The 18,008-nt window shown below is 45.8% G+C and carries 23 protein-coding genes; 5 read left to right on the plus strand and 18 right to left on the minus strand.

The features are described from left to right. Positions 1-180: 180 nt before the first annotated feature. From chrA to H2508_RS15150, 10 genes are all read right to left on the minus strand, one after another. A complete protein-coding gene (chrA, locus tag H2508_RS09720) occupies positions 181-1,398 on the minus strand; it encodes a chromate efflux transporter (protein ID WP_182172515.1) in 1,218 nt (405 codons plus the stop codon). Positions 1,399-2,033: 635 nt separating this feature from the next. Next, complete coding sequence (locus tag H2508_RS09725; protein WP_182172518.1) at positions 2,034-2,600, minus strand: hypothetical protein; 567 nt, start codon at positions 2,598-2,600, stop codon at positions 2,034-2,036. A 76-nt stretch (positions 2,601-2,676) separates the two neighbouring features. Beyond that, positions 2,677-3,021 carry a hypothetical protein gene (locus tag H2508_RS09730; protein WP_182172521.1) on the minus strand — a complete coding sequence of 115 codons (345 nt, stop codon included), beginning with the start codon at positions 3,019-3,021 and terminating at the stop codon, positions 2,677-2,679. A 205-nt stretch (positions 3,022-3,226) separates the two neighbouring features. Continuing rightward, positions 3,227-3,493, minus strand: coding sequence for an aspartyl protease family protein (locus tag H2508_RS15320; RefSeq protein ID WP_220463683.1), 267 nt, complete (start codon positions 3,491-3,493; stop codon positions 3,227-3,229). Positions 3,494-3,669: 176 nt separating this feature from the next. Further along, positions 3,670-4,002 (minus strand): YnfA family protein, encoded by a 333-nt coding sequence (locus H2508_RS09735; protein ID WP_182172524.1) that lies wholly within the window; start codon positions 4,000-4,002, stop codon positions 3,670-3,672. 105 nt (positions 4,003-4,107) lie between these two features. Further along, entirely contained in the window at positions 4,108-4,521 is a 414-nt protein-coding gene (locus H2508_RS09740) for a hypothetical protein (protein WP_182172527.1), read from the minus strand. A 435-nt stretch (positions 4,522-4,956) separates the two neighbouring features. Next, complete coding sequence (locus H2508_RS09745) at positions 4,957-5,568, minus strand: DUF1643 domain-containing protein (protein WP_182172530.1); 612 nt, start codon at positions 5,566-5,568, stop codon at positions 4,957-4,959. A 182-nt stretch (positions 5,569-5,750) separates the two neighbouring features. Further along, entirely contained in the window at positions 5,751-6,416 is a 666-nt protein-coding gene (locus H2508_RS09750) for a GAP family protein (RefSeq protein ID WP_182172533.1), read from the minus strand. A 49-nt stretch (positions 6,417-6,465) separates the two neighbouring features. Further along, positions 6,466-6,594, minus strand: a complete 129-nt coding sequence (locus H2508_RS15145) for a hypothetical protein (protein ID WP_268920729.1) — start codon at positions 6,592-6,594, stop codon at positions 6,466-6,468. Positions 6,595-6,606: 12 nt separating this feature from the next. Further along, positions 6,607-6,735: a hypothetical protein gene (locus tag H2508_RS15150; protein WP_268920730.1), complete on the minus strand. Its 129-nt coding sequence runs from the start codon at positions 6,733-6,735 to the stop codon at positions 6,607-6,609. Between the two features lie 263 nt (positions 6,736-6,998). Here H2508_RS15150 and H2508_RS09760 point away from each other — a divergent pair, with 263 nt between their 5' ends. The 5 genes from H2508_RS09760 to H2508_RS09780 all read left to right on the plus strand — a co-directional run bounded on the left by H2508_RS09760 (position 6,999) and on the right by H2508_RS09780 (position 10,627). Beyond that, complete coding sequence (locus H2508_RS09760; protein ID WP_182172536.1) at positions 6,999-7,526, plus strand: hypothetical protein; 528 nt, start codon at positions 6,999-7,001, stop codon at positions 7,524-7,526. A 13-nt stretch (positions 7,527-7,539) separates the two neighbouring features. After that, positions 7,540-9,057, plus strand: coding sequence for a molybdopterin-dependent oxidoreductase (locus tag H2508_RS09765; RefSeq protein ID WP_182172538.1), 1,518 nt, complete (start codon positions 7,540-7,542; stop codon positions 9,055-9,057). Between the two features lie 31 nt (positions 9,058-9,088). Further along, the gene (locus H2508_RS09770; protein ID WP_182172541.1) at positions 9,089-9,961 is read left to right on the plus strand and encodes a hypothetical protein; all 873 of its coding nucleotides are present in this window, start codon (positions 9,089-9,091) and stop codon (positions 9,959-9,961) included. A gap of 196 nt (positions 9,962-10,157) precedes the next feature. Next, complete coding sequence (locus tag H2508_RS09775) at positions 10,158-10,340, plus strand: type II toxin-antitoxin system CcdA family antitoxin (protein ID WP_235965163.1); 183 nt, start codon at positions 10,158-10,160, stop codon at positions 10,338-10,340. Between the two features lie 59 nt (positions 10,341-10,399). Then, entirely contained in the window at positions 10,400-10,627 is a 228-nt protein-coding gene (locus H2508_RS09780; protein WP_235965165.1) for a CcdB family protein, read from the plus strand. 89 nt (positions 10,628-10,716) lie between these two features. Here the strand turns inward: H2508_RS09780 and H2508_RS09785 are convergent, their stop codons facing one another. The 8 genes from H2508_RS09785 to H2508_RS09820 form a co-directional block, all read right to left on the minus strand. Continuing rightward, positions 10,717-11,574, minus strand: a complete 858-nt coding sequence (locus H2508_RS09785; protein ID WP_182172544.1) for a DUF3800 domain-containing protein — start codon at positions 11,572-11,574, stop codon at positions 10,717-10,719. A 96-nt stretch (positions 11,575-11,670) separates the two neighbouring features. Beyond that, entirely contained in the window at positions 11,671-12,126 is a 456-nt protein-coding gene (locus H2508_RS09790) for a hypothetical protein (protein WP_182172547.1), read from the minus strand. Positions 12,127-12,853: 727 nt separating this feature from the next. Continuing rightward, positions 12,854-13,249 carry a hypothetical protein gene (locus H2508_RS09795; RefSeq protein WP_182172550.1) on the minus strand — a complete coding sequence of 132 codons (396 nt, stop codon included), beginning with the start codon at positions 13,247-13,249 and terminating at the stop codon, positions 12,854-12,856. A 165-nt stretch (positions 13,250-13,414) separates the two neighbouring features. Next, a complete protein-coding gene (locus tag H2508_RS09800) occupies positions 13,415-13,975 on the minus strand; it encodes a LapA family protein (protein ID WP_182172553.1) in 561 nt (186 codons plus the stop codon). Positions 13,976-14,122: 147 nt separating this feature from the next. Beyond that, complete coding sequence (locus H2508_RS09805; RefSeq protein ID WP_182172556.1) at positions 14,123-14,638, minus strand: lipocalin family protein; 516 nt, start codon at positions 14,636-14,638, stop codon at positions 14,123-14,125. 79 nt (positions 14,639-14,717) lie between these two features. Further along, positions 14,718-16,676 (minus strand): nuclease-related domain-containing DEAD/DEAH box helicase, encoded by a 1,959-nt coding sequence (locus tag H2508_RS09810; RefSeq protein ID WP_182172559.1) that lies wholly within the window; start codon positions 16,674-16,676, stop codon positions 14,718-14,720. 104 nt (positions 16,677-16,780) lie between these two features. After that, positions 16,781-17,116, minus strand: a complete 336-nt coding sequence (locus tag H2508_RS09815; RefSeq protein WP_182172562.1) for a hypothetical protein — start codon at positions 17,114-17,116, stop codon at positions 16,781-16,783. Between the two features lie 149 nt (positions 17,117-17,265). Then, positions 17,266-17,859 carry a hypothetical protein gene (locus H2508_RS09820; RefSeq protein ID WP_182172565.1) on the minus strand — a complete coding sequence of 198 codons (594 nt, stop codon included), beginning with the start codon at positions 17,857-17,859 and terminating at the stop codon, positions 17,266-17,268. Positions 17,860-18,008: the final 149 nt, after the last annotated feature.

The following is an 18,008-nucleotide window of genomic DNA, read 5'->3' on the forward strand; positions in this document are numbered from 1 at the left end:
CACAGTTCTTGCACTCCTAGCTGAGTCTGGGCAGCACAAAGGAAGTTAAGTTGAATTTCGCTGCTTATTTGCAATAAAAACCGCTACTCCCAAGCCTGATAGCGATGTTAGAAACAAGAGCCCTAATACAGCTAAAACCTGATTAAGCTGCTGCAATTTTTAGCCGTCAACCGCAGAGCCTCAAGGGAAAAGCCATAACTGGGAGACGCTGGCGATGACACACCATAGCACCACAATGAGTGGGGACACTCGCCACACAGCAAGTAGAGCGAACGCGACCACCGCAACGGCCAGGTCTGTCGGGCTGCTTACGCCAGAGATGAAAATGGGGTCATAAAGGGCGGCAGCCAGCAGGCCAACCACTGCAGCATTAACACCGGCAATAGCTCGGCCCGCGGTCGGGTAGCGTGAAACTGCACCCCAGAAAGGAAGAACGCCAGCGACCAAAAGGAAGCCCGGCAAAAACATAAAGACCAAGGCCGTAGCTGCCATTAGGTAGGTATTTTCCAAAGGCGACAATACCGCGCCAAGGTAGGCTGAGAAAGCAAACATTGGCCCAGGAATTGCCTGAGATGCACCGTAGCCAGACAGAAATTGCTCTGCTGTGACCCAGGCCGTGGCAACGACCGAATCTTGGAGTAAGGGTAGGACGACATGACCTCCGCCGAATACCAATGCACCCGCTCGATAAAACGCCTCCGCAACAGACGCGAAATCTGGCCTGCCCGTTGCAATAAGTGGCAGACCAAGCAATAAGCCTCCGAAAATGACAAGCAGAGCCGCGCCAATACGCGGGCCGTAGTAAATTTGGAAGCCGCTATCATTCTCTGCTGCCGCTATCTCACGAATAAAGTAAGCGCCAATAACAGCAGCCACTATCACTACGGTAAGCTGGGCCACCGCGGAAGAGGCGACCAGTAACGCTGCCGCAGACAACACAGCAATAGTTCTTCTTAGTGCGTCAGGACACAATTTCTTAGACATGCCTAAAACGGCATCGGCAACCACGGCGCAAGCTACAAGTTTTAAACCATGTACTGCAGCCTCTCCTATAGCACCAGAGAGCAAGGGCAAAGCAGCTGCGAAAGCGAGCAGCATAAGCGCCGACGGCAAGGTGAAAGCGACAAAGGCTGCAAGCGCACCGAGCCAACCTGCACGAAGCAAGCCGAGAGTGAAGCCCAGTTGGCTACTGGCTGGGCCCGGCAGAAACTGGCAGATTGCCAGCAATTGCCCGAACTGCTCATCACTCAGCCAGCGACGACGCTCGACAATCTCAATCCTGAAATAACCCAAATGCGCGATTGGCCCACCGAAAGAGGTAAGGCCAAGCTTTAAGAACGTCGAGAAAACCTCTGCAGGGCTACCGGAGGGTGTTTTCTTTTCCGCGATTCCAATCATGAGATAGGGCTTCGTTTTAATCTAGCACTGAATGCCTAACACCGCATTTGCGGCTGGTTTGTAGCACAACGGAAAACCAGTCAGACAACATGCGCTTACTATGTGTTGACTTCATAGTCATTGACATCAAATGACTGAATTAACGAAAAATAATCGCTATCTGGGCCGGACTTTCTAAAATCATCTAGCGCCCTACGCGAATTCCATTTTTCAAAGATATTTACTCTATTCTGATCGATTGGGTCTGGTGACACCGTAAAATCCTCGCAAGCTTCTAACCCCTTGCTTGCAAAATTGCATCACGCGATTTTTCAATATACTCATCACGTAAGCCGGACTTCAACATTAGTTGACCGGCAACGATTATTGATATCAGACTACTCTCCAAGACATCTAAGGCCCACGTTCAGGGTCGGCAGCGATATGCGTCCTGCTGCAATTTTTAGCCGTCAACGGCAGGAGCTCAAAGGAAAAGCCATAACTACGAGACGCTAGCGATGACATACCACAGCAACACAATAATTGGGGACAGTCGCCCCATGTAGATCGCCTTGGCCCCCTCTTTGTTGCCCGTTCGCCCCCAGTAAATCTGAGCGCCGTCGGCAGTCCTTACGCCACCATCCGGCATCCAATTATCATTTCATCAGCCCTTCAAGTACTCCATCGGGTGTAACCTTTAGGAGTAGTGTCGCGGGCTTCGATGGCAGAGTCGACATCGGCTCACCGCGCGCGCGCTCGTTGAAATTAACCTGAAGTTCTTGACTGCCCCTGCTGATCTGCATGGTCTCGGGGACAATTCGGTCGCCAACAAAGAATGCGTTGGTTGTGGTATATCCAGAAGGCCTTTTCAGCGCGACAACCACATAGTAGAACGTACCGCTTCCGCCAGCATTCTGCGCAACCCAGAACGAGAAGTCCTCCAGGCCGTCCCCATTCAAATCCCCCACTGCCTCCCCGCCGAGGTAGCGTGTTGTTGTCCTGGATGATGAGTTTGCTATTGGCTCGCTCGAAACACCGTTGACTAGTTCTATCAACGTACCGTCCAGGGTAAAGGATGCGTTCTTGCCAAAGCTCAATGACGCCCCAGAGAGTTGGGCGCCACTCTCAACTGTCTCAGGGCTCGGGCCTGGTGAGCTACAAGCTCCCAATCCCAAAACCGCAGCGATGACTAGTGCAATAGCCTTCTGCCTTACCATGATCATATATTTACCTTATATGTTGAGGTGGGTTTAGGATGCCTATCTTCGCAATCACGTGCTCATCCTGTGAACTGCTTTGTTAGCTGTCTATTCGCCTAACCGTCATCAATAGTGTTGTGCCGCCGGAGCTTATGCTGGCCTCTTCATCGTATTCAAGCAGAAGTGACGGAGTGAATTGCTTCCCATCCACAACTAGGTTGGCGTTTACTTGGGCCGTATGCTCATCGACCGGACTGAGGGTGAGCTTTAGCATGTATTTCTCCCCTTCCGAAATCGATGCCTCGCTATTAGCTATCACAGCCATAGCGGGTGAGCTAATAAGATTCCCTTCATCGAATATTTTTGAATCTATAAGAAACGCCTCATCAGCATGTACTGAAGCAGCTGCTAGTGTCAGCATGAGCACCCAAATCATTTTTCTCATTCTTCAATCCCTACCATTACTTTGCTTGTATTCAAACACTGATTACTTTTCTACAACATCACCTAGCGTTACATCATTAGAAGCAGCCATATTATAGATACAATAGCTCATCTTGAGTTCCCCGGTTAATGCGCGTGAATCACCTTTTGATTTATTTCACCATGTAGCAATCGACTTCGCAGCGGAGCCATCAGAAGAAAGAGCTTTAAGCGCTGTGGGTGGTCGATTTCCACCTCAAATACGTGGGTATGACTTCAACCTTGCCCTCACCTGCACCGGTGCCTTCGGCGCTCTGGGCAGCAAGTGGAGTTCCAAGAGATTGGGCCAAGTGAAGATCAATCGCGGACGGATCCGTACCACTATCCAACAGCATGTTGAAGGGACCTGCATCATTTACAAATACCGATACAACTATTTGCTGTCGAATAAACTCAAAGCTTGTCGTTCTGGCTGGGCTCGGAGCTACAGGCATGACATGGCAACCCCAACATGAACAGCGATAAGGCGATGACCAGGCCTGTACCTCGTTTCATAATGCCTAGTCCCTTTATAACTTACTGCTTGGCTTGGGCAACCTACTAATCGCGGCATGCCGTCCAGCACCTGAGCACAGCGACGCACATAAGTGCAGCCGAATGACGCGACTTGTTATGTGCTACGCGGTCCAAACATAATGATTGCCATACCGATCAATGCAACGGCTGAGCCTAGCAAATCCCAGGTACTTGGACGGATGCCATCTACCGCCCACAGCCATAGAATTGCCATAAAAATATAAACGCCCCCATACGCAGCATAGACCCTGCCAGCGGCTGTTGGATGCAAAGTCAGCAGCCAAGCAAATACTGCAAGGCTCAACACACCCGGCACCAGAAGCCAGATAGTTTTGCCCTCACGAAGCCAGAGGTAAGGCAAATAGCAGCCGACAATTTCCGCCAATGCGGTCACGAGGAAAAGGCCTACGGTTTTCAACTCAGGCAAAAGAATCTACCCCTTGGCAGCTAGACATGACGCCCAAATAAGGGGCTGATAAATAGTTGGCTAAAATGCTAAGAGGAGCTTAGCAGTTCCCGCTTAATTTTCTTGTTATGAGTGCTTAACGCTAAACCAACCATTTTGATCTTTAATAACTTTAAACTTGGCGTTACCACTTGCATAACAGCCTAAACCTAAAGATGAAAAGTCTATATTATTTCGTGGTACCTCAAAGTATTGAACCACTTTATTTTGATTAGTTGCGACTAACAAAGTAATTCCGTCTAATACGTCGATACTACTTTTGGACTCAATGTCATATTTAAAACCTATCGTTTCTTGGACAATAGCGTTATTTGAATATGGAGTTATGATACATATTCGATCCCAATCACCATCGACTTCCATCGATAAATCAATAAACTCCTGAGAAACATTAAACATACGTTTAGGTGCAGCCTGAAACTCATAACAGGAGCTAGTTAATAATATTATAAGTAGAAATAAATACCGATTCATAGACACACATAACGCCTCAATAATGGGCCGGAAAACCGCACAGCGGTTTGGAGGTCCAGCCCCGAAGGGGCGACATTGATTGACTTGTTATCTGTAGCCCTTTTCAATTTGCTCGATTTTCCTTTTAAGATGAGTTTTAAATAGATATTCAGTCCTATCTATTCCCATCCTGCTGCCTCTACAGGACCTTACGCCTGCCTCCTGTAGCGCGCTCGACAAATTTGAAATAGGCCAGTAAGAACCCGACCTATCAAAAATTATGTACATTTCAGCCGCCGCGCGAATGAATTCGTTTGAGTATGTAGTTGCCCAGCTTCCAGAGCCATGGTGTGCTTCCAAATATTCACCTTGGGTCTTTTTACATACTTCGATCAATTCGTTCAGTCGAGATTGATCTTCTTGTGATATTTTCATCGATCCTCCTCATGGAAGACTAACGCCTCAAACAGCGGCGGCGTTAGCTGTCCGACTGATTTGACTTGTTACATGCTGAACCCACTCAAGTTGCTTTGCATAAATTCTCGGTAATGGGTGATAGTACGAGTATCTTGTGTTTGGTTTTAAAATTCCAAGAGGGTTTCTAACACACAAGGTTTCTATGGCCTGTTTAGCTAAAGGAATTAAAGCTCGGTTTACGCCCCAGGCAAAAATAACCGGAATACCACTAACGAATAAATGCTCTAGCTCAGATCTACGGTTTTGCGAAAAAATAGAGTGCTCTACTGCACTGCTCTCTTCGGATCTCAAGAAACGATATAACTCACTTGAATCCGGTGTACGCAGATCAGACAAATTTAGAATCCTCGCGTAGTTAAACTCCGCTGCATTCATGACTTTCATAATTTGTTGTTGCGTAGTGTCTGGCTCCGCCTCTGATGGTGCGGAGTTATTATCGATACCGTCCAATGGGTAAGAAGAACCAGGGTTCATCATTACAACCATTAGATCAGGTTCATTAAATCCTACGCCAACTCGCTTGATGTCGAGATACTTTCGCAACTTGTATCCATTGGACTCGTAAAAGAGTCCTGTAACTTCGAATTTACCGCTCAACTTAATTCCTTGGAGTCATGTAACGCCGAAATATGCGGATTTTTAAAGTAGAGGCCGCTTTTGGCCTGAGCTTTTAAAATTCCGAACCATTGCCTTGTTAGCTGGGTTTCCTAAATAATAGGTGACTCAGTTTTCAGCAACAGCCTCAAACTCACTCCACCATTACTCTTAATACTTGTTGATCAAAAAAGCCCATTTCCAGTAAGAAAATACTTGACTGCATCGCCAACTAGCGCGAATCCAGTAATTGCAAGTAAAGCCGGCATAATATACGAGCTACCACGTTCCACAATTTTATTTATACGCTTCAATAAAGATTGACTGCGCTCACCACTGGTCACCACAAGAGCAGGAACAATCACGAAGGGCAAAGCATAAAACAGGTTGTAAACAAATAAGGTAATTACCGAATCAAAAACCGTTAAGTTGGCCTTCAGAATTTGATTAAGTGCCGCAAAATACGGCAATGCAAAGGGAATGCCTATAAAGTTGACAGTTGCACCTAAGCAGAATGCCTTTATCGGAGTAAAACTCTCGTCCAGATTAGATTGATTCCCTTCTTTTTTATTTTGGGGGCGAAGTAAAATCCATATTAGAATAATGCCGATTAGGAAGCTAATAATGTAATCAATAAATTGTGGGTTTACCAAACGGTCACTAATTTGTTCAAGCCCAAGCGCTAAGATAAAGCCTGCACCGAAGTAAGCTACAGTATGACCAATAAGGACCGCACTACTATTTGATACTGGGTATTTTGTGCCTGCCGCATACACCATAAAAGCAAGTAACACGGGGTTTATTACATCCACAATTAGGATGGGAAACAGGACGTTCCAAACTTCAACCATAGACTCTCACTCATCTTTCGTCTGAAGGTGATATACAGCTAACGCTCCGCTAATGTGCGCCGCTTGCGGCGTCACCATTGAGCGGCTTGTTAGCAGCTTCTGCTTGAAGGCGCTCAACCAGCCACACCTTGATGATTGATTGGCGGGTAACGCCAATACGCGCGGCCTCACGATCCAACGACTCTTCGACCTATGCGGGAAAGTCCACGTTGATTCGCTTTTGTTCCAGATTGTGGCGACGGGCCGTGGACAGATCAAGAGCTTCAACAATATCTTCCTGGCCTTCGTTGAATTTTTTATCGAAGTCTTTAGCCTTCATAGAGCTCAACCTCCTTCTTGCGGGAACCTCTGACTGACATCAGACGAATACGACCCTCCCTATACGTGACGACAGCGGGCCAATGCTTGCTTGGGGTTCGTCTCACTTTACTGAAATGGCTCCCTAGCACAGCATTTGGACAGGCAGGAACAGAACTAACGGTGAAGGGCGGTTTGTTGAAGATGACCTTCATATTGTAGCCTTGATAGCGCTGCTGATACCGGCCGGCGATTAATGACCTTCGATGGAGACAGTACATAGCAATGGAAGACGAAAATTCTCCTGCTCTGCGTGTTGGTGTGGATTTTCGTGGCACCCAAAACGCGACTCAGCCAGTCCTTGAGCACATCAGGCCAGGCAAAAAACGCGCACCGCTGTTGCGCTACATCCGTATCAATCTGCCGCAGACCACCCGGCTGCTACTAGTCGCTGTGATCGCCGTGATTGGTGCCGCTTCGGCAGCAGTTGCGCTATCGGACCACGAACCATTCCTATTCGCGACCCCGCTTCTGTGGGGTATCTGCGGGGCTGCCATGGTGTTCGTCACCGTGGGCTTGATGAGCTCTGCCCGCATCTGGACATGGGGGTTGATCATCGCGCTGTCATCCCTGCTGGTCTACATAGGCGGCCTGCTGGGCAATGCGCCCTATGTCTGGAATGGGGCCAGTGTCGCTTCCGCCGCGATTTGGAATCTGACACTGTTTGCTTCCATAGCCTACATCGTTCTTTTTTGGGCACTGCGCTACGGCATGATCGTCGCCGCTCCCGACAAGCAAAATTTTCTGGACTGATAAGGGTTTATCAATGGATCTCGGGTTTCCGTGGTGGCTTCGTGTAGAGCATTTCCTCAACATCATTTTCATCTCGTTCCTCGTTCGCTCGGGCCTCGAGATTCTGGCTACATACCCCAAGCTTTACCGCTCGCAGCATACAGTCCCTGGCACATCCTGGGCTCAGTTTACGGTTCAGGAAGAAGCGAAGCATAAATACTACACGGTGGGCGGCGAGTACAGCGACTACTCCCCTCGCATTTCCCTCCCCGGACGCGGCCTGCTGGGTCTCGGGCGCTACTGGCATTTCATCGCCGTTACGGGTTTTGTAACCTGCTGGATAATCTATTTCGTCTTACTGCTGGTTACCGGTCAGTGGCGGCGCTACGTGCCCACCAGTTGGGACACTTTTTCTCAGGCGGGTCAGGATCTGCTGGCCTATCTTGCCTTCACCATGCCCCAGCCCGTCGATGGCATGGTGTTTAATGCCCTGCAGCAACTGTCCTATGGTTTTGTGATACTGGTACTGACACCTTTGGTCATCATTACGGGTGCATTTCAGTCGCCGGCCATTGCCAACCATTTTTCGCGCATTACCCGTGCACTCGGTGGCCGCCAGGTGATCCGTAGCATCCACTTTCTTTGCCTTGTTGGCTACGTCGCATTCTTCGTAATACACGTGCCGCTGGTCTTTCTTCACGGCTACCTGCACGAGACATCCAAGATGGTATTGGGGCACTCCAACAACCCTGTTTTGGGTGGCGCCATTTTCACCTTTGGCCTCATCCTCGTCATCGTCCTGCACGTGCTTGCTACGCGCTGGACCCTGGCAGACGGCCGTGCCGTTGAGAGACTGCATAACGTGATTGTGCGGCCATGGTCGAACCTGCTCTACAAACTGCCCGCGCGCATGCACTACGATCGCTCGAATATCACCGGTAAGGATGTAGGTCTTGATAACACCACCCATAATTTCCGTGGCAGCGGGCGGCCACCAGAAACCGCCGAGTACCTTGCTCTTATGGCCAACTGCTACGAGGACGACTACGTGCTGGAGATCGGTGGCTACGTGGAGCGGCCTATGACACTGACCATTGCGGAACTTCGCGAGCTTGCCGCAGGCCACTCCCAGACAACGCTTCACCACTGTGTACAGGGCTTCACCTCGATTGGGCGGTGGCGCGGCATTACTGTGTCAGACCTCCTGGATCTGGCTGGGCCCTTGCCCGGCGCGACTGACGTGGTGTACACCAGCTTCCAGAACATGGGCCGTGATGACGCCCTGTACGAGGGGGGAACCTACTATGTGTCCACACCCATGGTTGAGGCTCGAATGCCCCAGACGTTAATTGCCTTTGAGCTTAACGACGAAGGCGAGATCCCGGCCAAAAATGGGGGGCCGGTTCGGCTGCGCCTGGAAAGCTCGACCGGCTTTCGCAGTCTGAAGTGGCTGGAACGTATTGAGGTGGTCAACCGCTACGATATTATCCTTGAGGGCCGTGGGGGCTACTTCGAGGACACGGACTTCTTCGACCGCAACCAGTTGATCTGACTGTCCGCGAGAAGAAAAAGGAAGCAGTTTCATGACGCTGAAAAAAACACGCCCACGCACCCAAGCCGAGCTCGATGCCTACATTGCCGCGCGCCCCAGACCGGTGCGCAATACTTTTGAAGGTATGTACCCTCTGCATGAGGACATCGAGCTATCGGACGAACAAGTGCAGATTGTGCTGGACTACCTGCAAGAGGTTAATTTCCACTTGCCCGGCGCCGCTGCCCATGAGTTTATCGTGGTTCGCTGGGCCCGCTACACCGGCTTTCAGTTTATGCAGGAGCCCTTGGAAGCTTATGCCATCGGGCTTCGCTGCACTCATCCCGGTATGGAAGACCAACACACCTTCATTCGTATGTCCTGGGGTCAGTTGATGGGTGATCCCGAGGCTGTCCGTCTGCCGGTCAATGAGCCGGTGCTGGCCAGCGATATGATGACACTTGCCCGTTATCGCGATACTCGTACTGGGCCCTCGCGAACGGGTATTGACGCCTATGGTGCTGCGTCCGACAACTCGGTGCCCGGCGCAGACTTCGACCTGAAGCTGTTGAATGGAGCACTCGATGACGTGCTGAAGCAGCATCTGAGCGGCAAGGGTCGCGAAGTTAACTCATGGTGGGATCCCGCACTTAACTGGGGGGTCGCGTTGGCAGGACGCTACCCGCGACTGAAATACTTCGAGTCTAAGGGGCGTCTTGATGAGGAAACCTTAGCTGGTTTACGCTCCTTCGAGGCACGGGCAGCGCAGGCGGAAACTGCGTTGCAGGAACTCGGTCTGGCCTCCCCTGCATCCGTGGCCGAGTCAGCGCTTAAACAGGCGGAGCAAGCGGAGAATAGAAAGTTTTTTCGCCGCCATCGTATCCGCAACCCACAGCCGCTCACCGAATCAGAACGTGACACCTAGCGCCAGCGATTAGGCGCTGTCTGGCTAACAGGACTAGGTTGTGTCTCCCTAAGCCATCGCACTGCATCATCGAAGTGAAGTTTACATCCGCATACCCTATTACTAAGCGTGTTACTACAATTGGAGCCTACAATGGCCGATCTATACGACATAAGCGCACCAAAAAAAAGCCGCAAATTTATCGGCTAACAGCGACTTGCTGAAAAAGACCCGCGCTCTGAACATTAACCTGTCCGCGACCCTTGAACGAGCACTGAAAGAAGAATTAGCAAAGCACAAGCCTGCCCAATGGATAGAGGAAAACCGGACAGCAATCAGAAGCTACAACGAGTTCGTCGAACAGCATGGCTGTTTCGGGGATGAATTTCGGGAGTTTTGATGTCTCAGTTCGACGTTTAACCAAACCCCAGCAAAATTAGTAAGTCACACTACCCTTACTTGCTGGATGTTCAAAGTTCTCTCCTGACAGATCTCACAACTCGTATTGTTATCCCACTAGGCAGGCACGCGGCTTTTAGCGGTCAAGCTATGCAAGGCCTCACTCCGGTAGTCACTTTTGCCGACCAGGAATTGCTGTTGCTAACACCACAAATTTCTTCAGTGCCTGAAACTAGCTCAAGAACCCGATCGGTTCCCTTTCACATTTCAGAAATCAGATTGTTGTAGCTCTCGATCTCGCTTTCACGGGCATTTAACGCCGCGCTTTGCGGTAAATTTGGAGCGCAGCGGAAAACCAGTCCGACAACATGCGCTTGTTAGTTGCGTTGTACGCCATACGCACGCCGCCATTGTGTTCTAGGTTTGCACTGACATCTTGCAAGGTGGTCGTTTAAATGATTTAAGTTCCTACCATTACGCTCAGCAATATTCCGGCTCTTTACTCTCTTATCAATTAGATTGAAGCATTCTGCGTAAAAACTCTTAACTTCATCAGGAGTATTTGGTTTATATCCTTTCTCAATTTCCAAGAACCTTCTAACACAAAGAACCACTAAGTCTGAAAGTTGTATCATTGGGTTTTTGCGAGAGTCTATTGGGTGACTAAATTCGACTATCCACTTTACCTTCTGGTTGTTTGGTACCTCAAAACGACGATTTTGAATAATAGTCTCCACGCTCTCATGGTGCTCTTCCTTTTCATCGAGCACGATCATGCCTCTAGCGGACTGACCGAGATTGTTTTTCACATGCCAGTTCATGTAGGTAATTAAGTAATCGAATGATAATAAATATGGGTGCTTTGACTCAAAAACGGTCTGATACTCGCATTCAGACTCTATGAGGCATGACTTTTCAATCGCGAAAAAGTGTACTTGATGACCAAGCTCCTCAATTAAACCAAGTAGTGAACGCACAAGAGATAACCTGTTTTCAATGAGGTGACCTGCAAAGAACCCCTCACCATTTGGCGACAGTAATTCGTGTGAATGAACCTCAAACCCTGCAGGTACGTTACCATCGAAGTACCCACTGATTACTGCATCAAGTCGTTCTTTTGTGTTATTCCATTTCTTGTCAGCAACGCTCAAGCCACCTAAGACGAAAATTGGTTGTTGTTCATCATTAAGATTCGCTCCTGAGTCTCCACTCTCATCTAGGTAGAAAAAGTGCATTTACTTGATTCCTTATGGTAGCGCTTCGCATCACCGGCAGCAGAAAGCAGAGCGACGAAGAAGCGGCGCTTTTTGCTGTCCGCGTGCATGTGATTGTTAGGTATACTTTCTATCTTGTACCCAAAGAACCCCACGAAATATTACGCCTCGAATTCTGCCTTGACTTATAGCCTTTGAAAGTTTTTTCTCGCTATTTCTGTATTTTTTGACATATCGTACTGCTTCAATTGGTGTACCAAGGTAAGCAATTTGATCCTCGGATAATCCGCAGTTTCTTGCTCTATTAACGGGATCGGAAAGTTGTGCGGCGCGAGCTTTAATTGCCTCTTCATTGATCGACTCATTGACTTCTATTTCATCCTTAATTGATTGCACTCTATACCGTACATACAACGCCTTTGCTTTGCCTTCTAGTCCGTCGCTGTTTGCCAATGCCTTTGCCCAAAGTCCATCTCGTCTTTGACCGCTTACTAATTCCTGAACAACTTGCTCATAAAGTTTCTCTTCGAGCAATCTATTAGTAGCTGATCTGCGCTGAAACTTCTCTAACAAAACCGAATCTCCTTTGTGTACCTAACGCCGCCAGTATGCGCGGCTTTGTAGTGGAGGCAAAGCCGCAACGGAAAAGCCGCCGCTGTGCTTGGCCTTGTTAGATGTGGAGTTCATACTCTGACCTTTATCATTCGCGCATCCGATGCAATTAGATCGTTTCTTTTCACGAACTCATAAATCTTTTCCCGCTCTTTATCATATGTTTCGCACCACCTACCACAGGCGTGCCCAAACTCTATGATCAGATGCAGTAGACTAAAATACCCCATCGTATCGCTACTACGTGGAGCATGCTCTGGTAACCCGTCGACATAAGCAACTAGCCGCCTGGCCTCTCCATTTCTCACCTTTCTTGAGCCTAGATTACTCATATGAAGCAAGGAATTTCTCTGCTCCCATAGTTCTTCGGGCTTAACGCCGATAGGTCCGAGGTTCGCGTAACAGTATATCTAAGCAACGAATGGATTACGTTCTTCTTAACCGAATTCAATGTAACCGACCGAATCGATTGCAACCAACAGAAGCTTGTTGGCTGAAACATAATACTCCGCTCTGAAAGAATACGAATTGGCTCAAAAAATCCAAATTTAGTAGGCCTGTGAAGTCGAAACCTTTGTCAGTAAAGAAAGTGCCTATGTAGTCAATCGCCATGTTACTATCCAGCTTAAGCCGCGCTCTGTGGAAAATTTGGAGCGCAGCGGAAAATTTGTCCGACAGCAGCGCCTTGTTATTTGCTGACATGCTTCAACAGCAGCCATATTCTTTTACTGATATTGATTACCCTCACTCCCCAACGATAATTCTTACTATTACCGACATGAGGGAAACGTGTTTTTATTTCGTTTATCTTGTCGTAAATAGAAACAACCAATTCTTCGGTTTCTTTCCCACCCCATTTCTCCAAGTCCGTCCCTTCAAGGGACGGATATTTCGTTATTTTAGATTTCTTGAGCTTGTTAAAGTTGAAACCTTCATTAGCTAGGCGCTTGTATTCAGTCACTGATAGTTTCTCTGCAACATCGCCTAGCGATACACCATCAGAGGCGACCATATCGAGATACGATAGGTTATCTTTGAGCTCCCCAACTAGTGCGCATGAATCACCTTTTGATTTACTCACCATGAAGTAATCGACTTCGCAGCGGAGCCACCAGAAGAAATAGCTTTAAGTGCTGTGGGTATTGTTATGTCCATGTCTTTATTCTTGTGCAGCTAACGCTGTGGTTTGGGGCGGCTGGAGCGCAGCGTAAGCCGGCCCAGCCGCGCAGCGGCGATTAACACCACCTTGTTAATTGCGATGTCGCACATTTGCAATATCAATATCCAATAGTCTAGCAACACCTTTCAAGCTACTCTCTCGATAAAATGAACCAATGACCTCTGCAATCTTGTAATCAATACCGTCAGGTGACCACGTAAAGAATCGATCGTTTCCCGAAACCCTTTGTTCAGGGAGTGGCAGAGTATATCTACCTCTATCAGCAGAAATGAATGGCATTGATTTAATAGTTACACCATTAACTTGGAGGTGAATATGGAACATTGTTGTGAAAGGATCAGGGAAAAACGATGTCCAAGGTTCTTTGAAAGGTCTGTCATCACCTCCAATCTTTAGCTGGTATGATTGATCTGACTCACAGATCCAGCATTCAACCTGACCAATATATTCTTTGCTCCAATTGCTCGAGGATAACTTTTGTTCAAATGTTGTGAGTGTGGCCGGAGAGTTCAGCTCTCGTGTTTGCTTTGCAAGCTCTCGCCTCAAATTCTCGCCAGATGCTTTGTAGTACCAACGAGAAATTAACCATGAAACAAAGCCACCCAAAATTACACCTATAAGTAGCTGCATGCTCTCTCCTCGTTCTTACGTTTAACGCCCGCTTAAGGGGCAGACAGCGCTACTACCAAGCTTCCGCATAAGAAAGTAATCACAAAAACCAACACATAGTAAAAATGCCTCGGGTTAGCTGTCCTTCTTGAAGCGTTTGTTAGGTATTTATTGCTGCTGAACATAAATGAGCTGATTTGTATCGAAGCCTCGCTCTTTCGATATTTGAAGGAATTTTTCTAGGACTTCTGGAGCGACTGAGGGTGTTCGTGAAAGCAGCCATAGATAATCCGTATTCGGGCCAGAAACAAAGGCATAACTATAGTTTTCACGGTCTAACTCAAACACGACGTAAGAGCCATTAAATGGACCAAAAAATGAAACTTTCAGATAACCTTCCGACGGACTATTTACAAAATAAGCTTTTCCTTCAGCTTCTTTCCACTCCTTTTTTTCTTCGAAAGAACCACGATTAAGAACCGAAACACCACCATCATTTCGAACGCTATATTCCGCAGTAACCTGACTTAACCCACTTTCGAATGAATGATCAAGCCGAGCGACTTCATACCATTTACCCAAATAACTATTCAACTCGAGCCCAGATAGGGGTTTTACCGATTCAGGCATACCCAAGCAACCACACAGATAAGTAGCGCAAATAATCATCAAAGTTGTTCTCATGATGCCTCCAAATATCTAACGCCGTCCTCTGCGGCAATTTTGGAGCACAGCGGAAAAATTGTCCGACAGCAGCACTTTGTTATACTCTTTCCATATCGTTTTCTATAGCGTCTGATAACTCAATTACCTCAAGAGAGCCTTTAAAAAAGTCGGAATACTTAGAGTTTTTTTCGAGAAAAACAACCAAGTTGAACTTTGCTCTTGTGAGACCAACATAAACCAACTCAGCGCTATCTAGCTCATTAACAATCAAAAAAACAGTTGGTGACTCATAACCTTTAAAACTATGTATTGTCGATATTTTTAAAACACCACTATTCAGGTTGAATCCATATTTTTTATTACTTCTTATTTTTTCAGTTTCACTACGATCTATACGTGAAGAACAATAAGCTTCTTTTGTTTCAAATGTTGTCAAAGTTTTTTCGTTAAAGTTTGCATTTTTTCTTATCAAAAAATCGATTTCCCGCATTTGAGAAATGCTTGATGAAATAATAACCATGTCATTTGGGTGAATAGACTCACGTTTTGCAACAGAAAATACATAACTAACGATTGAATCTATATCGCTTCCGTCAATCAATACACATTCATTTACTCCAACCCCTGTCAACGCAGGTTGCATCGCCTCAGAAAAATCGAGTTCGTACCGATCACTAAAAAATGCTTCCTGAAACCTTTTTGCAACATCTAATATGTGCGAATCTTCTTTATAACGAAAAGATTTAGACAGCTTATTCCAACGACCAAAACCTTGAATTACCTTTGTTGAATTTTCTTCATCAATTTCCCTTTCATAAATATTCTGCTTCTCGTCCCCAAAAAGAACCATTTCGCCTTGATCAGATAAAAAGTATTTACGTATTATCTTTATCCACTCAGGCTTATAGTCTTGAATCTCATCGATTAATATTGTGTCGAACTTTTCTTCAATTTCGCAACTTTCAAAAACACTTTCATTTGAGTAATATTTCGAATCCAGGTAGGCACTGACCTTTTTCTTATCATTTTTTATTTCTTCAGGAACACTTACATCTATCCCATATTGACTGAGTGCTGCACTCATAAACCTATGGTAATTAATGATGCCAAAAGCTCCCCAGGAAAAATCACTTCTCACTTCATTTAATTTGTCTTTAATGTACATCCTAAGAGTAAGATTAAACGTGAGTATAAGAACGTTACCGCGATGTCTCGAATGTGCATTTACCGCCCTTTTCGCCAGTACGGTAGTTTTTCCTGAACCTGCAACCCCTTTAATTTTTTCTCGCTTGCCCTGCTCGCTGGTTACGAGCCTTTCTTGCACCTTGGTGTATTCAATTTCTTTCCCTTCATTGAGATAATGATAAGGAGGCTGCAAATATCTTAAGAAAGCATCATGAATTGATATAGGGTATATTTCACTCTTCTTGGAAAGTGGAAATTTGATTTTTATTAACTGATCTTTGGTAACTGAATGCCGATACAGATCCCTTTCAAACCTTTTTATTTTTGAGTTCAGCCATTCTCTCTTTCGCTCATATTTGTCATAGTCTATTGGGTTTTCAGCATATGCATTATTATGCTCTTTGAGCATACCCTTGAATTCGTCTATTCTGGGAGAAAAAAATCTTTGAATAGACTCTTTATTCTCGCTATGGAAATAAACGTAACAAGATATCGCCTTGTAAAAATTCTTATTATTTAAGTTTTTTTCTAAAAGCCCATTAATATGAAGATCAAACATATTCTTCTTGTAGCCAAAAACTTGGGCGAACGGTGATCGTATTACCGACCCATTGTTATTTACATGCCACTTGTTGTTTTCATCCAAATTATAAAATGACAAGTCCCAGTCTTTTACTTCGATTATGATCACACCCATTATCTGGTGAATAATTATAATGTCAGGTCTTTCACCGTTAAAAAATGGCTGAAAGTATATCTCCACTTCCGCATCAAAATTCTGCGACAGCTCATTTAGAAGAAATAACTCACCCTCAGTCGGCTTCTGCTTGCTTTTCTTGATGACTTCAAGGCTTGGGAATATTTTAGCCATACCACCTCAGTTTGACTGAATTACTTTGAGCATAACGCCCACATAACAGGCGGAGCATCAGCGACATCTAGTCCGAAGGGCGATTGTTGATGTGTTTGTTAGTGCTATTTGGTTCGATTTGGGTAAAGCTCATTTACGACTGCGATTATTGCATCCATATAATCTTTAAGAGGGTTCTCTCTACAATATTTCTGAACGTAAGCTCTTACACCCGCGCTATCAGTATTTCCCTTGATATTTTTTGTATCAGAGAGATATCTATTGACTCCTGTAAAATAGCTATCGAGGTAAGCATGGTAGTAACCCATTGTTGTTTTGCTTCCTCCTCTGCCGGCCTTTTCAACAGCCTCTATATATCTTCCGCAACTTGCAGCTCCTTCTGAAAGAACAGTATATTCACCCTCCTGATTTGCCGCGTAGTCAAAAGAAGCGGTAAACATGAAAAAATAACTGTGTTAACAATTTCATTCATCGGTGTTAATTTCCTTTTAAGCACTAACGCTTTGCTAAGGAACAAATAATGGTTTGCTACAATGCGCGAAACGCAGCAAACTGTTATTTGTCCGTTTAAGCAACTTGTTAGACACAACTAAAAATTCCAAACGTAGTCGATTTTTGTAACGTATTTAGAAGTGTCCGCATCTATATCTAATGTACCCTCATAGACATAAGTATCTACTTCACCACTATAACCTAGCCACCTAATATAGTCTCTTGAGATTCTAATATCTTTCTCAAAAAGATTGAAATTATCTTTATCCATTAATCGAATTGTCACTTTATTGTATGAATCAAAATCTTTGATCTCTTTTTTATACCATTCAAAGTTAGCTCGATCTGTTTTAATAGTTCCATCTTCATTCGTTGTTTTAATTTCAACAGGCGAAATTTTAACTATATACAGAGCCTTTCTTTCGAGAAATTTTATCGATGTTTCAATTTCAATTCTGTTCTCTGAAATATTTTCTTTATGTTTTATAACCTCACCAATAGTTAATGCGGTTGGGTTGGACTTTTTTAATTGAACCAACTTGTCTTTTGATATAACAAATGCCTCTTTTTTAGCTTGATCAATTAGGTAGGTTGTATTCCCAACTTGTTCTATTGTAATGTCTTTTGATTCTTTCATGCAGCCTGAAATAATAAATGGAAAGACTAATAGTGGAACAATTTTATTATTCATTATTGATAACTCCATTTTGATTACTACTCCTGATTATATTGTGCGGCTAACGCCGTGTTTTGGGGTGCCGGAGCGTCAGCGGAGGCGTCCCAAAACACGTCCTTTTTGCGCTGCGAAAACAACACCTTGTTATGCGCTTACTACGGGCA

It is taken from the genome of Sediminihaliea albiluteola (assembly GCF_014077625.1).
Taxonomy (GTDB): domain Bacteria; phylum Pseudomonadota; class Gammaproteobacteria; order Pseudomonadales; family Halieaceae; genus Sediminihaliea; species Sediminihaliea albiluteola.

Coding starts and splice junctions, on each gene's coding strand:
- chrA (WP_182172515.1), bottom strand. CDS start 1,398: ATGATTGGAATCGCGGAAAAGAAAACACCCTCCGGTAGCCCTGCAGAG.
- H2508_RS09725 (WP_182172518.1), bottom strand. CDS start 2,600: ATGATCATGGTAAGGCAGAAGGCTATTGCACTAGTCATCGCTGCGGTT.
- H2508_RS09730 (WP_182172521.1), bottom strand. CDS start 3,021: ATGAGAAAAATGATTTGGGTGCTCATGCTGACACTAGCAGCTGCTTCA.
- H2508_RS15320 (WP_220463683.1), bottom strand. CDS start 3,493: ATGCCTGTAGCTCCGAGCCCAGCCAGAACGACAAGCTTTGAGTTTATT.
- H2508_RS09750 (WP_182172533.1), bottom strand. CDS start 6,416: ATGGTTGAAGTTTGGAACGTCCTGTTTCCCATCCTAATTGTGGATGTA.
- H2508_RS15150 (WP_268920730.1), bottom strand. CDS start 6,735: ATGAAGGCTAAAGACTTCGATAAAAAATTCAACGAAGGCCAGGAAGAT.
- H2508_RS09760 (WP_182172536.1), top strand. CDS start 6,999: ATGGAAGACGAAAATTCTCCTGCTCTGCGTGTTGGTGTGGATTTTCGT.
- H2508_RS09765 (WP_182172538.1), top strand. CDS start 7,540: ATGGATCTCGGGTTTCCGTGGTGGCTTCGTGTAGAGCATTTCCTCAAC.
- H2508_RS09770 (WP_182172541.1), top strand. CDS start 9,089: ATGACGCTGAAAAAAACACGCCCACGCACCCAAGCCGAGCTCGATGCC.
- H2508_RS09785 (WP_182172544.1), bottom strand. CDS start 11,574: ATGCACTTTTTCTACCTAGATGAGAGTGGAGACTCAGGAGCGAATCTT.
- H2508_RS09795 (WP_182172550.1), bottom strand. CDS start 13,249: ATGGTGAGTAAATCAAAAGGTGATTCATGCGCACTAGTTGGGGAGCTC.
- H2508_RS09800 (WP_182172553.1), bottom strand. CDS start 13,975: ATGCAGCTACTTATAGGTGTAATTTTGGGTGGCTTTGTTTCATGGTTA.
- H2508_RS09805 (WP_182172556.1), bottom strand. CDS start 14,638: ATGAGAACAACTTTGATGATTATTTGCGCTACTTATCTGTGTGGTTGC.
- H2508_RS09810 (WP_182172559.1), bottom strand. CDS start 16,676: ATGGCTAAAATATTCCCAAGCCTTGAAGTCATCAAGAAAAGCAAGCAG.
- H2508_RS09815 (WP_182172562.1), bottom strand. CDS start 17,116: ATGTTTACCGCTTCTTTTGACTACGCGGCAAATCAGGAGGGTGAATAT.
- H2508_RS09820 (WP_182172565.1), bottom strand. CDS start 17,859: ATGAATAATAAAATTGTTCCACTATTAGTCTTTCCATTTATTATTTCA.